At 67.5% G+C, this 18,117-nt stretch carries 14 protein-coding genes; 13 read left to right on the top strand and 1 reads right to left on the bottom strand.

Annotated features, from left to right (window positions below; translation table 11 throughout):
• The first annotated feature begins 48 nt into the window (after nucleotides 1–48).
• From AC6R2M_RS11465 to AC6R2M_RS11405, 13 genes are all read left to right on the top strand, one after another.
• Nucleotides 49–1,104, top strand: a complete 1,056-nt coding sequence (locus AC6R2M_RS11465) for a TerC family protein (RefSeq protein ID WP_500482234.1) — start codon at nucleotides 49–51, stop codon at nucleotides 1,102–1,104.
• A gap of 138 nt (nucleotides 1,105–1,242) precedes the next feature.
• Nucleotides 1,243–2,694 carry an alkaline phosphatase D family protein gene (locus AC6R2M_RS11460; protein ID WP_500482232.1) on the top strand — a complete coding sequence of 484 codons (1,452 nt, stop codon included), beginning with the start codon at nucleotides 1,243–1,245 and terminating at the stop codon, nucleotides 2,692–2,694.
• A 495-nt stretch (nucleotides 2,695–3,189) separates the two neighbouring features.
• Nucleotides 3,190–3,882, top strand: a complete 693-nt coding sequence (locus AC6R2M_RS11455; RefSeq protein ID WP_500482230.1) for a helix-turn-helix transcriptional regulator — start codon at nucleotides 3,190–3,192, stop codon at nucleotides 3,880–3,882.
• 167 nt (nucleotides 3,883–4,049) lie between these two features.
• Complete coding sequence (locus AC6R2M_RS11450) at nucleotides 4,050–4,328, top strand: hypothetical protein (RefSeq protein ID WP_500482227.1); 279 nt, start codon at nucleotides 4,050–4,052, stop codon at nucleotides 4,326–4,328.
• Between the two features lie 201 nt (nucleotides 4,329–4,529).
• The gene (gene glgX / locus AC6R2M_RS11445; protein WP_500487573.1) at nucleotides 4,530–6,806 is read left to right on the top strand and encodes a glycogen debranching protein GlgX; all 2,277 of its coding nucleotides are present in this window, start codon (nucleotides 4,530–4,532) and stop codon (nucleotides 6,804–6,806) included.
• 137 nt (nucleotides 6,807–6,943) lie between these two features.
• Nucleotides 6,944–7,117, top strand: coding sequence for a hypothetical protein (locus tag AC6R2M_RS11440; RefSeq protein ID WP_500482225.1), 174 nt, complete (start codon nucleotides 6,944–6,946; stop codon nucleotides 7,115–7,117).
• 323 nt (nucleotides 7,118–7,440) lie between these two features.
• Complete coding sequence (locus tag AC6R2M_RS11435) at nucleotides 7,441–8,397, top strand: metal ABC transporter solute-binding protein, Zn/Mn family (RefSeq protein WP_500482223.1); 957 nt, start codon at nucleotides 7,441–7,443, stop codon at nucleotides 8,395–8,397.
• Nucleotides 8,398–8,402: 5 nt separating this feature from the next.
• Nucleotides 8,403–9,164: a metal ABC transporter ATP-binding protein gene (locus AC6R2M_RS11430; RefSeq protein ID WP_500487572.1), complete on the top strand. Its 762-nt coding sequence runs from the start codon at nucleotides 8,403–8,405 to the stop codon at nucleotides 9,162–9,164.
• On the top strand, nucleotides 9,164–10,360 hold the full coding sequence (locus AC6R2M_RS11425; protein ID WP_500482221.1) for a metal ABC transporter permease: 1,197 nt from the start codon (nucleotides 9,164–9,166) through the stop codon (nucleotides 10,358–10,360). The genes AC6R2M_RS11430 and AC6R2M_RS11425 overlap by 1 nt, the downstream gene beginning before the upstream one ends.
• The gene (locus AC6R2M_RS11420; protein WP_500482219.1) at nucleotides 10,360–11,280 is read left to right on the top strand and encodes a metal ABC transporter permease; all 921 of its coding nucleotides are present in this window, start codon (nucleotides 10,360–10,362) and stop codon (nucleotides 11,278–11,280) included. Before AC6R2M_RS11425 ends, AC6R2M_RS11420 begins: the two co-directional genes overlap by 1 nt.
• A gap of 72 nt (nucleotides 11,281–11,352) precedes the next feature.
• Nucleotides 11,353–12,363, top strand: coding sequence for an N-acetyltransferase DgcN (gene dgcN, locus AC6R2M_RS11415; RefSeq protein WP_500482217.1), 1,011 nt, complete (start codon nucleotides 11,353–11,355; stop codon nucleotides 12,361–12,363).
• Between the two features lie 95 nt (nucleotides 12,364–12,458).
• A complete protein-coding gene (gene metH, locus AC6R2M_RS11410; protein ID WP_500482215.1) occupies nucleotides 12,459–16,241 on the top strand; it encodes a methionine synthase in 3,783 nt (1,260 codons plus the stop codon).
• Between the two features lie 81 nt (nucleotides 16,242–16,322).
• Nucleotides 16,323–16,637, top strand: a complete 315-nt coding sequence (locus AC6R2M_RS11405) for a plasmid stabilization protein (protein ID WP_500482213.1) — start codon at nucleotides 16,323–16,325, stop codon at nucleotides 16,635–16,637.
• A 198-nt stretch (nucleotides 16,638–16,835) separates the two neighbouring features.
• Here the strand turns inward: AC6R2M_RS11405 and AC6R2M_RS11400 are convergent, their stop codons facing one another.
• On the bottom strand, nucleotides 16,836–17,954 hold the full coding sequence (locus AC6R2M_RS11400) for an AbrB family transcriptional regulator (RefSeq protein WP_500482211.1): 1,119 nt from the start codon (nucleotides 17,952–17,954) through the stop codon (nucleotides 16,836–16,838).
• Nucleotides 17,955–18,117 lie beyond the last annotated feature (163 nt).

Raw genomic sequence — 18,117 nt, 5'->3', positions numbered from 1 at the left:
CGAACCTGCAGCTCGCCGAGCGAACCGTCTCGGCCCGTGGAGTGACAGATGGAACAGTCGCAGATCGCCGCCTCGCAGGCGATGACGTCCGTGGACCCCAATGTGGTGCCGACCTGGGTGTGGCTGGCCACCATCGGCGCGATCGCCCTGATCTTCGTCTTCGACTTCTACGCGCATGTGCGCCATGCCCACACACCGACCTTCAAGGAATCGGCCTTCTGGTCGGTCTTCTACGTCGGCCTCGCCCTCCTGTTCGGCTGGGGCGTCTGGCACTTCTGGGACCGCGACCATGGCATCCAGTACTTCGCCGGTTTCGTGACGGAGAAGTCGCTCTCGGTCGACAATCTCTTCGTCTTCGTGATCATCATGAAGAGCTTCCGCGTGCCGTCGGCCTACCAGCAGAAGGCGCTGCTGATCGGCATCGTCATGGCGCTGATCATGCGCGGCATCTTCATCGCGCTGGGCGCGGCGGCGATCGAGCGCTTCTCCTGGGTCTTCTACATCTTCGGCCTCTTCCTCCTCTGGACGGCCTGGAAGCTGATCGTCGAGAGCCTCAAGCACCAGAAGACGACCGACGAGGACTACGAGCCGAACGCGGTGGTGAAGTGGTTCGAGCGTCGCCTTCCGACGACGGACGATTTCCGCGGCACGGCCCTCTGGGTGACGGAGAACGGCAAGCGCTACTTCACGCCGATGTTCATCGTGATCCTGGCGCTCGGCATGACCGACCTTCTGTTCGCGCTGGACTCCATCCCCGCGATCTACGGCCTGACGCAGGCGCCCTACATCGTCTTCACGGCCAACGCCTTCGCGCTTCTCGGCCTTCTGCAGCTCTACTTCCTGATCGGCGGGCTGCTCGACCGCCTCGTCTATCTCGGCATCGGCCTGTCGCTCATCCTCGCCTTCATCGGCTGCAAGCTGATCGTCCATGCGGTGGAGGCCAACACGCTGCCCTTCATCAACGGCGGCAACCCCGTCGCGGTCCCCGGATGGCTCCATGTCGAGACGTCGGAATCGCTGATCGTGATCGTGTCGATCCTTGTCATCACGACGGTCCTCAGCCTGCTGAAGAGCCGGTCGGACGCCAAGAAGGCGGCTCACTGATCCGTTCGGGCCGGAGACTTGCGCGTTCAGGAAGGGGGCCGATCGGCCCCCTTCCTCGTTTCCGGCCCTTGCAACGGCGCGATTTCAACCGACATGGCCGGTCGGCGGGCACGCCAGCCGCCGCTTCGGAGCCTTCCCTTGATCGAACGCAATGCCGGCGATCCCCTCGTCGCAGGACCCATCCTCTACGCCCGCGGGAGCGACGATCGGCTGTGCCGCCTCTCGGCGCTGATCGTCCTCGATGACGGGACGGCCGCTCCCGCGCTCCATCCGGACGACGGCCAGCCGGTGGCGGGCGAATGCACCGGCCGCTTCTTCGGGCACCGCACGCTCGTCTACGATTTCGAGCTGCCGGCCCGGCCGGGCGCCGGCTACGAGCTGGCCGGTCGTCGGCACGAGGTCGCGACGGACCTCTCGGGCGATGTCCGCATCGCTTTCGTGTCCTGCAACGGCCAGGAGAACGGCGACGAGGATCGCGGCCACGAGGATCGCGACGTGCTCTGGCGCAGGCTTCTGGACGAGCATCGTCGCGCCCCCTTCGCCCTTCTTCTTCACGGCGGAGACCAGCTCTACGCCGACGAGGCCGTCAGGGCGCATCCCGAACTCGACCGCTGGGCGGAGGCGGACGATGACGAGAAGCTGACGATCCAGATCGACCGGCCCATGCGCGAGGCCCTTCGCGGCTACTTCTTCCGGCGCTACCTCGACCTTCTGCGCCAGCCCGCCGCGGCGGCGCTCTATGCCTGCGTTCCCTCGATGATGGTTTGGGACGATCACGACATCTGCGACGGCTGGGGCAGCCACCCGCGCGGTCTGCAGGAAAGCGCTGTCGGAAAGGCCCTGTTCGAGACGGCCCGCGAGGCGTTCCTGGTCTTCCAGCTGGGCGGCCGGGCGGACCGGATCCCCTCGACCGGGCTCGATCCGACGGGCGCGAGCCTGTCCACGTCGGCGGCCTTCCCCGGATTCTCGGTCCTCTTGCCGGACCTGCGGTCGGAGCGCACTCCGACCCGCGTCATGGGGGAGGCGGGCTGGGCGGCGATCGAGCGCGGCTTCGATGCGGTGCCCGAGGGCGATCGGCGGCTCGTCGTCTCCAGCGTTCCGACCCTGGGGCCGCGCATGAGCCTCGTGGAGGCCTTCCTCGACTTCCTGCCGCATTCGAGCGGCTTCGAGGACGATCTGCGCGATCAGTGGCAGAGCCGCGCCCACCGCGACGAGTGGCGGCGCTGGCTTCGCCTCCTGGAGCGCCAGAGCACCGAACGCGCGGCGCCGGTGACGGTCGTCTCTGGCGAGATCCACCTCGCGGCGCGCGCGACCATGACCTTCTCCAATGGCGAGCTCCTGCATCAGCTCGTTGCGAGCGGGATCACCCATCCCGAGCCGCCCGCCGCCTTCGCGGCGGGACTGGGTCTTCTGTGCGGGACGGGGCAGGCGCCCCTGAAGGGGCGGCAGATCCGCTTCGGGCGCCTTCCTGGGCAGGCCGGGCGTTATACGGCGCAGCGCAATTTCCTCGTCCTCGACCGCCAGGCCGGCCAGTGGACGGCGGTCTGGGAACTGGAGCGTTCGGGACGCACGCCCGCTCTGACGATCTGACATTCGCCCTGACATTCGTCGCCGCGTCGGACGCCGCGCGTCGTCCGACCATTTCGGTTCCTTCTTATGGAGACCGACCCTAAGGTCGGGTACACGCGTGACGCGAGAGTGCGGGGCGCGTGTGGGAGGCCCCGCCGCATTCCGCTTTCTCGCTGGCCCGCCATGGGATGCCGGAACGGCAGGGTTTTTAGAACGCCGACAAATCTCGCCGACGCCTCGTGCATGACCGGGCTACGTTGTTGACGGAGCGAGCGCCCGATCGTACAAAAATCGTCCTAGTTGTTATATCAGAACTGTCTGGATCCGGAAGGCGACATTCTCGCGTCCCGCTGCCGGAACGTGGAAGCCTGCCGGAAGGGGGAGGGTGTGCTCTTCTTCGACGTGCCGGAAAAGGGACGCCGCTTGGCCGATCATCGCCTTCCGTCGCTCCGAGGCGTCGACCAACCGACAGGCGGAGCCGATCTGAACGATGCGTCCGGGCGAAGCGCCCTGCTGTTGCGCGAACTCGTCCGTCTCGTATCGCTCGCGGCGACGAACGGCACCTTCCAAGAGCTTCTGACGCAGTATCTCGCGCTCATGCGCCCGCTCGGCGTGGTCCATGTTTCGCTGGTGGACGTCTCCCGCTTTGCGACCCATTCGAAGGTGGGGCTGGCCTTTACGACGGTCCCGATCGAATTCGTGATGCGCTTCGCCAGGGGCGGTCGCTGGCAGAGCGACCCGATCTGGAAGGCGTCGCTGGACGCCGGACGCGTCCTCCGTTGGTCCGACGTCGGCGGCGCCGAGCCGGGGAAGCCGGAATCCTTCAGGATCGAAGGTCTGGCGGATGGCCTGACCGTTCCCGTTTCCCACCCGCAGCTTGGCCGGCCCCTGATGTTCCTCATGGCCGAGCGGACCCTTCAGCTCGATCCGACGACCGAGGATCTGGTCCTCGCCGCGTCCCAGCTTCTGGCGAGCCACGCTCCCCGGACGGCAGGCAGCGTGGGGGTGAGCCAGCGGCTGACGGAGCGCGAACGCGAGGTGCTGAGACAGACGGCCGCCGGCCGGAACGCGCGCGAGATCGGAAACGATCTGGACATGTCGGAGGGCACTGTCGCCCGGCATCTTCTGAACATTCGCGGCAAGCTGGACGCGGCGAACACGGTCCATGCGGTGGCGATCGCCCTACGTCAGAAACTGATCCCGATGTGACGCTGCATCGTATCCAGATGTATACAATTTATGGATAAATCCATGAATATTCGCCGGCATTGCATCTCCCTAATGTGTCCGAACAGTGAAGGGGGGGCGATATGGACATCGGGCCGCGAGATATCGTTGCGGAAGCGGGGCCGGACTTAAGCGTCGAACCCTGTCCGTTGGTCTTGAGCTTGATCACCTGCCTTCACGAAATCTGCCCGGGGAACGGCGCCGTTCCCCACCTTCGGCAAGCGCTCGGCCAGCTCGGCCTTCCCGATCCCGACCTCATCGTCGTCGGGTCCGGGCGCCGCGCGCCGGCATCCGCGCTGGCCGCCTATCTCGAATTCCTGACGCCGGAGCTGAAGACCCAGTCTCCGGGTGCCGCCCTGTCCGTCCGCTGGGCGGTGTACGCGCTGCGCGGCGTCGCCCTCAATCAGACGGGCAGCCGCGTTCAGTAGACGCCAGTGCCCCTCAGAATCGCGCGGCCGACCGGCGTCTCGCCCGCCCGTTTCGCGGCCGACGAAGGAATGCCATGCGTTCGGCGCACGGCTGCGGAGAGTTTCGCGCTTTCCTGCTCTTGCGGTGCGGAACAAAGCGAGCCGCCCGCGTCTTGTTCAGGGTCACTTCCTCTTGCGTCGAGAGACTCCGTGAACCAGCCCATGCCCGCTGCCGCACGCCCTCATGCCCGCCCCGCCATCCGCCGTTCGAAAGTCGAGAGTGGGAAGCCCTTTCCCCTCGGCGCGACCTGGGATGGTCTGGGTGTCAACTTCGCGATCTTCTCGGCCCACGCGACCAAGGTCGAGCTCTGCCTCTTCGATCAGGACGGCAAGACCGAGCTGGAGCGCATCGAGCTTCCCGAATACACCAACGAGATCTTTCACGGCTATCTGCCGGCCGCGCGGCCGGGGCTCGTCTACGGCTATCGCGTCCACGGACCATACGAGCCGGACGCGGGACACCGCTTCAACCCGAACAAGCTGCTGATCGACCCCTATGCGAAGCAGCACACGGGTGCGCTGACCTGGGATCACGCGCTCTTCGGCTACACGATCGGCCACGCCGACGGCGATCTGTCGTTCGACGAGCGGGACTCGGCGGCCTTCGTGCCCAAGGCGCGCGTGGTCGACCCCGCCTTCACCTGGGGCGACGAGCGCAGGCCGAACATTCCGTGGGAGCGGACGATCTTCTACGAAACCCATGTGAAGGGTTTCACCCAGCGCCATCCGAGCGTCTCTGAGGCCGATCGCGGGCGCTTCGCAGGTCTCATGAACCCGGACGTCGTCAGCTACATCAAGAGCCTCGGTGTGACCTCCGTCGAGTTCCTGCCGATCCATGCCTTCGTGGATGACAGCTATCTCGTCGAGAAGGGTCTGCGGAACTACTGGGGATACAACACGCTCGGCTTCTTCGCGCCGGACCCGCGCTACCTCTCCACGCCCTTCGTCAACGAGTTCAAGGAGCTCGTCTCGCGCTTCCACGGCGTCGGCCTCGAGGTGATCCTCGACGTCGTCTACAACCACACCGCCGAGGGCAACGAGAACGGGCCGACGCTGTCCTTCAAGGGCATCGACAACGCGTCCTACTACCGACTGCTGCCGGATCAGAACCGGTACTACATCAACGACACGGGCACCGGGAACACCGTCAACACCTCGCATCCCCGCGTCATGCAGCTGGTGATGGACAGCCTGCGCTACTGGGCCGGCGAAATGCGTGTCGATGGCTTCCGCTTCGATCTGGCCACGATCCTCGCGCGCGAGCCGACCGGTTTCTCGGAAGAATCCTCCTTCCTCCACGCCTGCATGCAGGACCCGCTGCTTAGCCAGGTGAAGCTGATCGCCGAGCCGTGGGACTGCGGTCCGGGCGGCTACCAGGTCGGCCGCTTCCCGCCGGGCTGGGCGGAGTGGAACGACGGTTACCGCGATACGGTCCGCGCCTTCTGGCGGGGCGACGACGGCAAGGCCGCGCCCGTCGCCGGCAAGCTGCTCGCCTCGGCGGATCTCTTCGACAAGCGCGGTCGCAAGCCCTGGTCGTCGGTCAACTTCATCACCGCGCATGACGGTTTCACGCTGCACGACCTCGTCTGCTACAACGACAAGCACAACGAGGCGAACGGCGAAGACAATCGCGACGGCCACTCGCACAATCTCTCGAACAATTACGGCGTCGAGGGACCGACGGACGACGCGGAGATCAACGAGACCCGCTTCCGGCAGCTGCGCAACTTCTTCGCCACGCTCCTGTTCTCGCGCGGCACGCCGATGATCCTGGCGGGCGACGAGTTCGCCCGCACGCAGGGCGGCAACAACAACGCCTATGCGCAGGACAACGAGATCGGCTGGATCGACTGGAACGTCACCGGGGAGGGCGAGGATCTCGCCAACTTCGTTCGCAAGCTCATTTCGCTGCGCCAGGCGCTGCCGCTCCTGCGGCGCGGCCGCTTTCTGCACGGCACCTATGATGACGAGCTGGGCGTCAAGGACGTCGCCTGGATCAACCCGGCCGGCGCCGAGATGACGGACGACCAGTGGGCGGATGCGGGGGCGCGCTGCTTCGGCGTTCTCCTAGACGGGCGGGCGCAGTCGGAGGGCATCCGGCGGCAGGGCACCGACGCGACGATGCTGATCGTGCTGAACGCGCACCACGACGTGGTGAACTTCACTTTGCCCGAAGCGCCGGGCGGCATGCGCTGGCAATGCGTGATCGACACGAACCAGCCCGATCTCGGCGAGTTGCAGCCGTTCGACTTCGGGGCGACCTACATGGTGACCGGGCGCTCCTTCCTCATGTTCCTTTTGGAGCCCGTGGAAGGCCAAGCGACGACCGAGGCCGCGCGCCGCGCCTTCGTCTATGTCCACGAGGCGTTCCTGGAGGCGACCATCGACCGCGTCCACATCGTGGAGCACGACGGGGAGGGAGAGACCGCTTCCCGCTGATCCTGTCGTGCCTCTGGAGCCCAGTCATGCGGAAGCTGCATGGCTGGGCCCCGTTCCAAGACCTACTGTCCAGGCGTTCCTTTGGCTATATCGGTTGCATCAGACGAGACGACCGTACGAGATAGAGGAATACTTCGATGACCCAGCAGCCGACCCGCACGAACCTTCGCACTCGCGTCGGTAACTTTGCGACCTTCATGGGCGGCATCATCGAGTGCGCGGCTGCCGCGGAAGCGGGGCGCAAGCCGGGCCGTGACGCCCTGCGCCGCGCCGGACTGGATGCGAGCGCCTTCGACAGCCTGCGCGGCTGAGCCAAGCATCGGATCGTCCGATCCGCGAAAATCTCATACGAGTTCATCGAGGGGTCGAAGCGAAGTCTTCGGCCCCTTTTCGCGTTCGCACCGACAGCATCGGCCCGAAGATCGGAGTCGATTTTCCGAAAGCCTGACGCGCTCTTTCTCTGCCGTGTGAAGCGCCGGTCGACAGGTCGAAGCGGGCTGAGACGCGCGCGACCCTCCGGCGGGGCCGGCGATCTTAAAGTCGCGTGATCCTCCCCTCGGCTCCCTCTTGCGCTTGAACGCAGCCTCGCTATCTTCCTTTTGCAAACGGTTCGCAATTGCAAATGGAGCTGCTGGTGTCGCCTTTCGCTTCCTCGACGTCTCTGGTGCTTGCTGCGCTGGCCATGAGCGCGCCGGCAGCGGCGCAGGAACCGCTGCAGGTCGTGGCCACGACGGGAATGATCGAGGATGCCGTTCGCGAGGTGGGAGGGGAGAGGGTGGAGGTCGCGGCCCTGATGGGGCCGGGGGTCGATCCCCATGGCTATCGCCAGACGAGTTCCGACATCGCCCGCATGGCCCGGGCCGACGCGGTGGTCTGGCACGGCCTCTACCTGGAAGCTCAGCTGGAGGATTTCCTCGGGCAGCTCTCGCGCCAACGCCCCGTGGTGGCTCTCGCCGAGGCGCTGCCGAAGGACGAGCTGCTGGAGCATGACGAATATGCCGGGCGTTACGATCCGCATGTCTGGATGGACCCGGTCCTCTGGCGCGGCGTCGTGGAAGCCGCGCGCGAGGCTCTGAGCGATCTCGATCCCGAAGGGCGCTCTGTGTTCCAGGCGAACACCGAGCGCTATCTCGGCGAGTTGGATCGCCTGGCGGCCTACAGCGAGGAGGTGCTCGGCAGCGTGCCCGAAGCCTCCCGCGTCCTCGTCACCGCGCATGACGCCTTCGGCTATTTCGGCAAGGCCTATGGCTGGGAGGTTCTGGCGATCCAGGGCATCTCGACCGAGAGCGAGGCGGGTCTGCAGCGCATCGAGGCGCTGGTCGATACGCTGGTCACGCGGGACATCGGCGCCATCTTCGTCGAAAGCTCGGTTTCGGACCGCAACATCCGCGCGCTCATCGAAGGCGCTCGCGCCCGGGGCCACGAGGTCGAGATCGGCGGCGAGCTCTTTTCCGACGCCATGGGGGCGCCCGGCACGTACGAGGGCACCTATCTCGGCATGATCGACCACAACGTCACCACCATCGCCGCCGCGCTCGGCGGCACCGTCCCCGAAGGCGGGATGGACGGACGGCTCGGCGAGGGCATGTGACCGCCATGCTCGCCCGGACCGACGCGCTGACGATCCGCAACCTTTCCGCCGCCTATGGCGGCAAGCCGGTGCTGCTGTCGATCGACGCATCGATCCCGGCGGGCTCGATGACGGCGATCGTCGGTCCGAACGGGGCGGGCAAGTCGACCCTCATCAAGACCTGTCTCGGCATCGTGCCGAAGGTGACGGGCGAGGTTCGCTTCTTCGGCGAACCGCTCGAGAGGGTCCGCGCCCGCGTCGCCTACATGCCCCAGCGCGCCAGCGTCGACTGGGATTTCCCCGCCACCGCGCTCGACGTCGTGACCATGGGGCTCTATCGCGAGCTCGGGCTGTTCCGCCTCGCGGGCCGGCGCCACCGGGCGAAGGCCATGGATTGCCTGTCGCGCGTCGGTCTGCAGGATTTCGCCGCGCGTCAGATCGGCCAGCTCTCCGGCGGTCAGCAGCAGCGCGTCTTTCTGGCGCGCGCGCTCGCGCAGGACGCCGACCTCTACATCATGGACGAGCCCTTCGCCGGCGTGGACGCGGCGACCGAGCAGGCGATCGTGGAGGTGCTGAAGAGCATCAACGCCGGCGGGCGCACCATCGTCTGCGTCCACCACGACCTCTCCAGCGTCGCGCGCATCTTCGACCGGGCGCTCCTCGTCAACGGCCGCAAGGTCGCGGACGGTCCGGTCGCCTCGGCCTTCACACGCGCCAATCTCCACATCGCCTATGGCGGCCGCTTGACCGTCGAGGACGGGTCGAACGCCGAGGTCGAGGCCGCCTGATGATGAACCTGCTCTTAGCCGCGCTGACGCTTCAGGCGGGCTACAACACCGCGCTCGTCACCATCGGCGCGGCGATCCTGGGCGCGAGCGCCGGCGCCGTCGGCGGCTTCGTCCTCCTGCGCAAGCGCTCCCTCGTCTCGGACGCGATCAGCCATTCGACGCTGCCGGGTCTCGTGCTCGCCTTCATTCTCATGGCCCTCGTCTGGGGCGACGGGCGCTGGATTCCGGGCCTCCTTCTCGGCGCGACGCTTTCGGCCGGGCTCGGCCTCCTCGCCGTTGAATGGATCGCACGGCGCACACGCCTGTCGGAGGATGCGGCGATCGGCGCGGTGCTCTCCTCCTTCTTCGGCCTCGGCGTCGTGCTCCTCACCATCGTCCAGTCCTTGAACACCGGGGGGCAGGCCGGACTCTCCGGTTTCCTCGTCGGCTCGACCGCCTCGATGCTGCGCTCGGAGGCCGAGACGATCGCGATCTCGGCCGCCCTGATCGGTGTCGCGGTCTTCGTCCTGCGCCGGCCCTTCACGCTGGTCGCCTTCGATCCCGGCTATGCTGCGGCGCGGGGGCTCAGCCTGCGCGCGACCGATCTGGCCCTGATGGCGCTGACGCTGCTCGTCACCGTCGTCGGCCTGCGCGTCGCCGGCCTCGTCCTCATCGTCGCGCTGACGATCATTCCGCCGGTCGCCGCGCGCTTCTGGACCGACCGGCCGGGCCGCATGGTCGCCATCGCCGCGCTGATCGGGGCTCTTTCGGCTTACGTCGGGACGGTGCTTTCGGCGCTCGACGCCAACATGCCGACCGGGGCGCTCATCGTTCTCGTGTCCTTCGCGATCTTCATGCTCTCGCTGGTCTTCTCTCCGCTGCGCGGCGTGCTGGCGGGCCGTGGCGAGGCGAGGGGGCTCGCCCGCGCGATCCTCCTGCGCCAAGGCCTTCTGGACATCGCCCACGGACGCCGTCCGGACGCGGACGGCATCGCGGCTCTGCGTCGCCGGGGCTTCGTGGACGCGCAGGGGGAGCCGACCGCCGAGGGGCGGCGCGCGGCGGAGGCGACCGAGCGCGACGAGCGGCTGCGCGCCGTCCACCGCCGCGCCTTCCCGGCCGAAGCCCGTGCGTTCGATCTCGACCTTCGTCCGGTGGACGAACTCATCGGCCCCGAGCGCGTCGGCGAACTCGAACGCATGGCGGCGAGGCAGGGCTGATGTTCGACGATTTCGTCTTCCTGTCGCTGGTGCCGCTTCTAGTCGGCGTGCTCGCCTCGCTCTCCTGCGCGCTCGTCGGCAACTTCCTCGTCCTGCGGCGTCAGGCGCTGATCGGAGATGCCGTCAGCCACGTGGTCCTGCCCGGCATCGTCATGGCGTTTCTGGTGACCGGATCGGTCGCCGCCGGGCCGATGCTGATCGGGGCGGGCCTCGCAGCGGTCGCGTCCGTCCTCCTGATCGAACTCGTCCGCCGGGTCGGTCGGGTCGAGCCGGGCGCGGCGATGGGCGTCGTCTTCACCGCCATGTTCGCGGGCGGCATCCTTCTCATCGAGCGCTCCGACACGAGCTCGGTCCACCTCGACGTCGAGCACGCGCTCTACGGCAATCTGGAAAGCCTCGTCTGGTTCTCCGGGCTCGGCTGGTCCTCGCTGGTCGATCCAGCCGCGCTGGCGGATCTGCCGCCGCAGCTGCCGCGCCTCGCACTCATGCTCGTCATCGTCGCGCTCTTCGTCGCCCTGTTCTGGAAGGAGCTGGTGATCGGAACCTTCGACGCGGGCTTCGCCGAAAGCGTCGGCGCGCGTCCCGCCCTCTTCTCCTTCGCGCTCGTCGTTCTCGTGGCAGCAGTCGCGGTGACGGCCTTCGACGCGGTCGGCTCGATCATCGTCATCGCCATGTTCATCTGCCCGCCGGCGAGCGCCCGGCTGATGACGGACCGCATGAGCGGGCAGATCGCCTGGAGCGCGGGTTTCGCGATCCTGTCCGCCGTCCTCGGCTTCTTCGCCGCCGCCCATCTGCCGCTTCTCGTCGGCTGGGGCGCCAGCGTCTCGGCCGCCGGCATGATCGCCGCGATGTCCGGCCTTCTCCTGGGCCTCGCCTGCCTGTTCGGCCCGCGCCGGAAGGGCATCGCGACACAGCCCTGAATGCTTTGCGGCGTCCTGCGAAGTGTGGCAATCCAGAGGCCTTCGCGAAGCTCGCCGCCGTTGGAGCGCCTCATGGAAATCGCCTCGCCCTACCTGATGTTCCTCGGCGACGTGCCGGACCAGCTGGCCGCCAAGACGGCGCACGGCATCGTCGACTGGCGGCGCGAATGGTGCGTCGGGCAGATGCGGCTTCCAGGCTGCGGCGCAGATCTCTCTCTGCCGGACATGGACATCGCCGCGGGCCGTGCGGCCGGCGCCAGGACCCTCGTCGTCGGCGTCGTCAACGCGGGCGGCGTCATGCCGGATCACTGGACGGCCGCGATCGTCGAGGCGATCGAGGCCGGGATGGACGTCGCCTCCGGCCTGCACACGCGGCTGGGAAGCGTTTCCGCGATCGCGGAAGCGGCGCACAAGCACGGCGCGAAGCTGCACGACGTCCGGCACACGGAGCAGCGCTTCGCCACCGGCAAGGGCACCAAGCGCACCGGCAAGCGCCTTCTGACCGTCGGCACCGACTGTTCCGTCGGCAAGAAGTACACCGCGCTGGCTCTGGAGAAGGGCATGCGCGAGGCGGGGATGGACGCCGATTTCTGTCCCACCGGGCAGACCGGCATCTTCATCGCCGGGCGGGGCGTCGCGATCGACGCGGTGGTCGCCGACTTCATCTCCGGCGCGGTCGAATGGCTGACGCCCGAAGCCGCGCCCGACCATTGGGACGTGGTGGAAGGGCAGGGCTCGCTCTTCCATCCCTCCTTCGCCGGCGTTTCGCTCGGCCTTCTCCACGGCGCCCAGCCGGACGCCTTCGTGATCTGCCACGAGCCGACGCGCCGCAAGATGCGCGGCGTCGAGCATCCGATCCCGACCATCCAGGACGTCATCGACCTGACGATCCGATGCGGGTCGCTGACCAATCCGGCCATCCGCCCGGTCGGGATCGCGGTGAACACGCAGGCGCTGGGCGAGGAGGAGGCGCGGCGCTTCCTGGAGAGCGTCGCCGCCGAGCACGGTCTGCCGGCCAGCGATCCGGTGCGCTTCGGCGTCGCTTCCATCGTCGAACGCCTGCAGGCGGAACGCTTCGGCTGATCGCGCTGAACCGCCCGTTGAGAAACGAGGCTGCATGCTGATATAAGGATGTCCTTATATCGTTCGCGAGAACGGCGAGATCACGAGGAAGCCTCATGAAGTCCGCGACCGGCGCCCTCTTCGGCGCCGCCCCCCGCCCGCGCGAAGACGTCTGGACCGCGCTCCGCGAGGCGGCCCGCCAGCGCATCCTCATCCTCGACGGCGCCATGGGCACGCAGATCCAGGGACTCGGCCTGTCGGAGGAGCATTTCCGGGGCGAGCGCTTCGGCGCCTGCGAGTGCCATCTCCAGGGCAACAACGACCTTCTCGTTCTCACCCAGCCGCAGGCGATCGAGGACATCCACTTCGCCTATCTGATGGCGGGCGCGGACATCGTCGAGACCAACACCTTCTCCGGCACGACGATCGCGCAGGCCGACTACCAGATGGAAGCGGTGGTCTACGAGCTGAACCGCGAGGGCGCGCGGCTCGCGCTGAACGCCTGTCGGCGGGCGGAAGCCGCCGACGGGCGCCGCCGTTTCGTCGCGGGCGCCATCGGCCCGACCAACCGCACCGCCTCCATCTCGCCGGACGTCAACAATCCGGGCTATCGCGCGACCTCCTTCGACGAACTGCGCATCGCCTATGGCGAGCAGGTGCGCGGGCTCATCGACGGCGGCTCCGACATCATCCTGATCGAGACGATCTTCGACACGCTGAACGCCAAGGCCGCGATCTTCGCGGCTGAGGAGGTCTTCGCGGAGAAGGGCGTTTCGCTCCCCGTCATGATCTCGGGCACGATCACCGATCTGTCGGGCCGCACCCTTTCGGGCCAGACGCCGACCGCCTTCTGGCATTCGGTGCGCCATGCCAAGCCCTTCACGATCGGGCTGAACTGCGCGCTCGGCGCGGAAGCCATGCGGCCGCACCTGGCCGAGCTTTCGGGCGTCTCCGACACCTTCCTGTGCGCCTATCCGAACGCGGGCCTTCCGAACGAGTTCGGCCAGTACGACGAGACGCCGGAAGCGATGGCCCGTCAGGTGAGGGGTTTTGCCGAAGAGGGCCTGATCAACGTCGTGGGTGGCTGCTGCGGCTCCACGCCGGACCACATCCGCGCCATCGCCGACGCCGTGGCGGACCTCGCGCCGCGAAGCATCCCGACCGTCTCGCCCAAGATGCGCCTGTCAGGCCTCGAGCCCTTCACGCTGACGAAGGACATTCCCTTCGTGAATGTCGGCGAGCGCACCAACGTCACCGGCTCGGCCAAGTTCAGGAAGCTCATCACCAACCAGGACTACTCGGCGGCGCTCGACGTCGCGCGCGATCAGGTGGCGAACGGCGCCCAGATCATCGACGTCAACATGGACGAGGGCCTGATCGACTCCAAGGGAGCGATGGTCGAGTACCTGAACCTCGTCGCATCCGAGCCGGACATCGCCAAGGTGCCGGTGATGATCGACAGCTCCAAATGGGAGGTGATCGAGGCCGGTCTGAAATGCGTTCAGGGCAAGGCCATCGTCAACTCGATCTCCATGAAGGAGGGCGAGGAGCAGTTCCTGGCGCAGGCGCGTCTCTGCCGCCTCTACGGCGCGGCGGTCGTCGTCATGGCCTTCGACGAGGAGGGGCAGGCCGACAGCTACGAACGCAAGGTCGAAATCTGCACCCGCGCCTACAAGCTCCTGACGGAGAACGGCTTTCCGCCCGAGGACATCGTCTTCGACCCGAACGTCTTCGCGGTGGCGACCGGCATCGAGGAGCATGACGGCTACGGCGTCGCCTTCATCGAGGCGACCAAGACGATCCGCGAGACCCTGCCGCACGTCCACATCTCGGGCGGCGTCTCGAACCTGTCCTTCTCGTTCCGCGGAAACGAGCCCGTGCGCGAGGCGATGCACGCCGTGTTCCTGTATCACGCGATCCAGCGCGGCATGGACATGGGCATCGTCAATGCCGGCCAGCTCGCCGTCTACGAATCCATCGACCCGGAGCTGCGGGAGGCCTGCGAGGACGTGGTCCTCGACCGGCCGGGCCGCGACGGCAAGTCGCCGACCGAGCGGCTGCTCGACATCGCCGAGCGCTACAAGGGGCAGGGCGGCCGCGAGGCGAAGGCGCGCGACCTCTCCTGGCGCGAGAAGCCGGTCGAGGACCGGCTGTCCTACGCGCTCGTCAACGGCATCACCGAGTTCATCGACGCCGATACGGAGGAGGCGCGGCTGAAGGCCGAGCGTCCGCTGCACGTCATCGAAGGTCCCCTGATGGCGGGCATGAACGTCGTCGGCGACCTCTTCGGCGCCGGCAAGATGTTCCTGCCGCAGGTGGTGAAGTCGGCGCGCGTCATGAAGCAGGCCGTCGCCCATCTCCTTCCCTTCATGGAGGAGGAGAAGCGCCAGCGCATGGAGGCGGGCGGCGCCGAGGAGCGCCGCAACGCCGGCACCATCCTGATGGCGACGGTGAAGGGCGACGTCCACGACATCGGCAAGAACATCGTCGGCGTCGTCCTCGCCTGCAACAATTACGAGGTGATCGATCTCGGCGTCATGGTGCCGGCGGCGAAGATCCTGGAAACCGCGCGCGAGAGACAAGTCGACGTGATCGGCCTTTCGGGCCTCATCACGCCCTCGCTCGACGAGATGGTGCATGTCGCCGCCGAGATGGAGCGCGAGGGCTTCGACATTCCCCTTCTCATCGGCGGGGCGACGACCAGCCGCGTCCACACGGCGGTGAAGATCGATCCGCGCTACGAGAAGGGGCAGACCGTCTACGTGACGGACGCCAGCCGCGCGGTCGGCGTCGTGTCCTCGCTGCTCTCGCCGGAAACGCGCGACCAGACCATCGAGAAGGTGCGCGAGGAGTACCGCAAGGTCGCAGAGGCGCATCGCCGCTCGGAGGCCGACAAGAAGCGCCTGACGATCGAGCGCGCGCGGGAGAACCGGCACCAGATCGACTGGAGCGCCTATCGCGCGACGAAGCCGTCCTTCCTGGGGACGAAGATCTTCGACGACTGGGATCTGGCGGAACTCGCCCGCTACATCGACTGGACGCCCTTCTTCCAGACCTGGGAGTTGAAGGGACGCTACCCGAAGATCCTGGAGGACGAGGCGCAGGGCGAGGCCGCGCGGGCGCTCTTCGAGGACGCCAAGGCGATGCTCGCCCAGATCGTCGAGGAGAAGTGGTTCCGGCCGAAGGCCGTCGTCGGCTTCTGGCCGGCCAATGCGGTGGGCGACGACATCCGCCTCTTCACCGACGAGACGCGGGGAGAGGAACTCGCGACCTTCTTCACGCTGCGGCAGCAGCTCGCCAAGCGCGACGGACGGCCGAACGTGGCGCTGGCCGACTTCGTCGCTCCGCACGGGACGCCGGACTATGTCGGCGGCTTCGTCGTGACCGCCGGCATCGAGGAGGAGGCGATCTCCAACCGCTTCGCCAAGGCCAATGACGACTACGCCTCGATCATGGTCAAGGCGCTGGCGGACCGTCTGGCCGAGGCCTTCGCCGAGCGGATGCACGAGCATGTGCGGCACGAGCTCTGGGGCTACGCGGCCGACGAGGCGCTGTCGAACGAGGAGCTGATCGGGGAAGGTTACGCCGGCATCCGCCCGGCGCCCGGCTACCCGGCGCAGCCCGACCACACCGAGAAGGTGACGCTGTTCGACCTGCTCGACGCGGAAGCCGCGATCGACGTGCGCCTGACCGAAAGCTACGCCATGTGGCCGGGCTCGTCGGTCTCCGGCCTCTATCTCGGCCACCCGGAAAGCTACTATTTCGGCGTCGCCAAGGTCGAGCGCGATCAGGTCGAGGACTACGCCCGGCGCAAGGGCATGAGCCTGGAGGAGGTCGAGCGGTGGCTCGCGCCCATCCTCAACTACATTCCGTCGACGGCCACCGAAGAGGCCGCCTGACAGGATCGAGTGAGCGGCGCGCGGCGGGAACACGCGTGCCGCCTTGCCGGTTCTTCTCCTCATCGCGAAGAGGAGGGCGCCATGCCCCAGGGCGACAAGTCGAAATACACCGACAAGCAGGAGCGCAAGGCCGAGAAGATCGCCGAAAGCTACGAGGAGCGCGGGGTCTCCGAGAAGGAGGCCGAGCGCCGGGCTTGGGCGACGGTCAACAAGGACGACGGCGGCGGTAACAAGCCGGGCGGCTCGGGTCGCGGCAAGGACACCGGCCATCCCGCCGCGAAGAAGGGCGGCAAGAAGGGCGGCGAGGCCTCAGCGTCACGCTCGGCCGAAGAGCGTTCGGCATCGGCCCGCAAGGCGGCGGAAACGCGCAGGAAGAACGCCGGGAAGGCCGGCTGACGGCGCCCGGAACTGAAGCTAGATGATTCGGGCTTTGCGAAGCAGCTTTGCGCTCGATGCATGGCTGCCATGCTGGCCCGAGGGTGCAGAGCCGGGAAGCTTCATGCGAAACAGTTCATGCAAATGTTTCCTCCCAGATCCTTTGCATAGACTGGCCCGCTCGGCATCCGCCGCAGCGGGTTCTTTTTTGCCGGTCCTTCAGTTCGGGCGAGGGCGCTGCCAACGCTCCACCAGCCTGAAGATCGGCGCGGCCGCCGCCATCACCAGCACGACCCGCACGATGTGGTGCGAAGCGACGAAGGCGACCTCGATCTGCAGCGCCAGCGCGATGACGCTCGTCTCCACCAGCCCGCCCGGCGCGTAGGCGAGGAAGACCGTCGGAACATCGAACGGCGTCAGCGCCGCGAGAAGGGTCGCGAAGGACACCGCAGCCACGAGCAGAACCATGAAGGAGCCGAGCGACAGGACGAGCATGGACACCATCTCGCGCGGGCGCGTGCCGAGGAAGCGGCAGCCGAGGGTGACGCCGAGGACGAGCTGCGCCGCCCAGACGAGCTCGCGCGGCGGCGACGTGTCGGTCCAGCCCGCCAGATGCACGACGCCGCTGACGATCATCGGCCCGAGCAGATAGGGTGCGGGCAGGCGGGCCTTGCGCCCGAGAAGGACGCCCGCGAGGCCGGTCACGACCAGCCAGACGATGGCCTCCGCGCCCGCTTCGGCGAAGGGGACGCCGGTCGGCGGCCGGTCGCCCAGCACCTCGCTGCCGAGAAGCGGCAGGATCAGAGGCAGGCTGGAGACGGTGAGGAGGATGCGCGTGGCGTGCACGAGCGCGATGCGCCGCGCGTCGCCGCCGCGCTCCTGGCCGAGCAGCACCATCTCGATCAGCCCGCCCGGCATTCCGGCGAAATAGGCGGTGACGGGATCATAGCGTCCGACCTTCAGGAAGTAGACGACGCAGATCGCGCCCGAGACCAGAAGGAACAGCGTCAGGCCGAGAAGCGTCGGGACCCAGGCGAGCATCTGCGCCAGCATCTCGGAGGAGAAGCCCGCGCCGAGAAGCACGCCGAGGACGACGGACATGGGCGGGCGGACGATGACCGGGGCGGCGACCGGCGCGCGGCCGACCGCGGCGATGGTGCAGGCGAGGAGCGGCCCGAGCATCCAGGGAAGCGGCCAGCCGAAATGGAGGAAGACCAGCGTGCCCACGGCGCCGATCCCGAGCGCCAGCGCGAAGCGGGGATAGTCGAAGCGGTTGGGATGGAATGCGCCGAGCAGTCCGGAGCCGACCGTCGCGGCCCGATCGTCATCTGGTTTCAACGTCGCCGCATGCCTTCTGACTGCTGGGAGCGCCTCGTGCCCGCCGGCACGCACGGAAGCCGCCCCATCGCTCCGATTCGACGCATCGGGCTTTCTCGAAAACCGAGTTCGGTTCTCCTCCCGATGCTGTATGGGTCTGGTCACATCATCAGCTTCGCTTATC

This window comes from Aureimonas sp. CAS (assembly GCF_059838215.1).
Note: the sequence above shows the minus strand (reverse complement) of the source record. Positions and strands in the feature narration are given on the sequence as shown.

What these genes read in the sequence shown, in the direction of transcription:
- AC6R2M_RS11465 (WP_500482234.1), top strand. Translation starts at nt 49, where the DNA reads ATGGAACAGTCGCAGATCGCCGCCTCGCAGGCGATGACGTCCGTGGAC.
- glgX (WP_500487573.1), top strand. Translation starts at nt 4,530, where the DNA reads ATGCCCGCTGCCGCACGCCCTCATGCCCGCCCCGCCATCCGCCGTTCG.
- AC6R2M_RS11440 (WP_500482225.1), top strand. Translation starts at nt 6,944, where the DNA reads ATGACCCAGCAGCCGACCCGCACGAACCTTCGCACTCGCGTCGGTAAC.
- AC6R2M_RS11430 (WP_500487572.1), top strand. Translation starts at nt 8,403, where the DNA reads ATGCTCGCCCGGACCGACGCGCTGACGATCCGCAACCTTTCCGCCGCC.
- AC6R2M_RS11425 (WP_500482221.1), top strand. Translation starts at nt 9,164, where the DNA reads ATGATGAACCTGCTCTTAGCCGCGCTGACGCTTCAGGCGGGCTACAAC.
- AC6R2M_RS11420 (WP_500482219.1), top strand. Translation starts at nt 10,360, where the DNA reads ATGTTCGACGATTTCGTCTTCCTGTCGCTGGTGCCGCTTCTAGTCGGC.
- dgcN (WP_500482217.1), top strand. Translation starts at nt 11,353, where the DNA reads ATGGAAATCGCCTCGCCCTACCTGATGTTCCTCGGCGACGTGCCGGAC.
- metH (WP_500482215.1), top strand. Translation starts at nt 12,459, where the DNA reads ATGAAGTCCGCGACCGGCGCCCTCTTCGGCGCCGCCCCCCGCCCGCGC.
- AC6R2M_RS11405 (WP_500482213.1), top strand. Translation starts at nt 16,323, where the DNA reads ATGCCCCAGGGCGACAAGTCGAAATACACCGACAAGCAGGAGCGCAAG.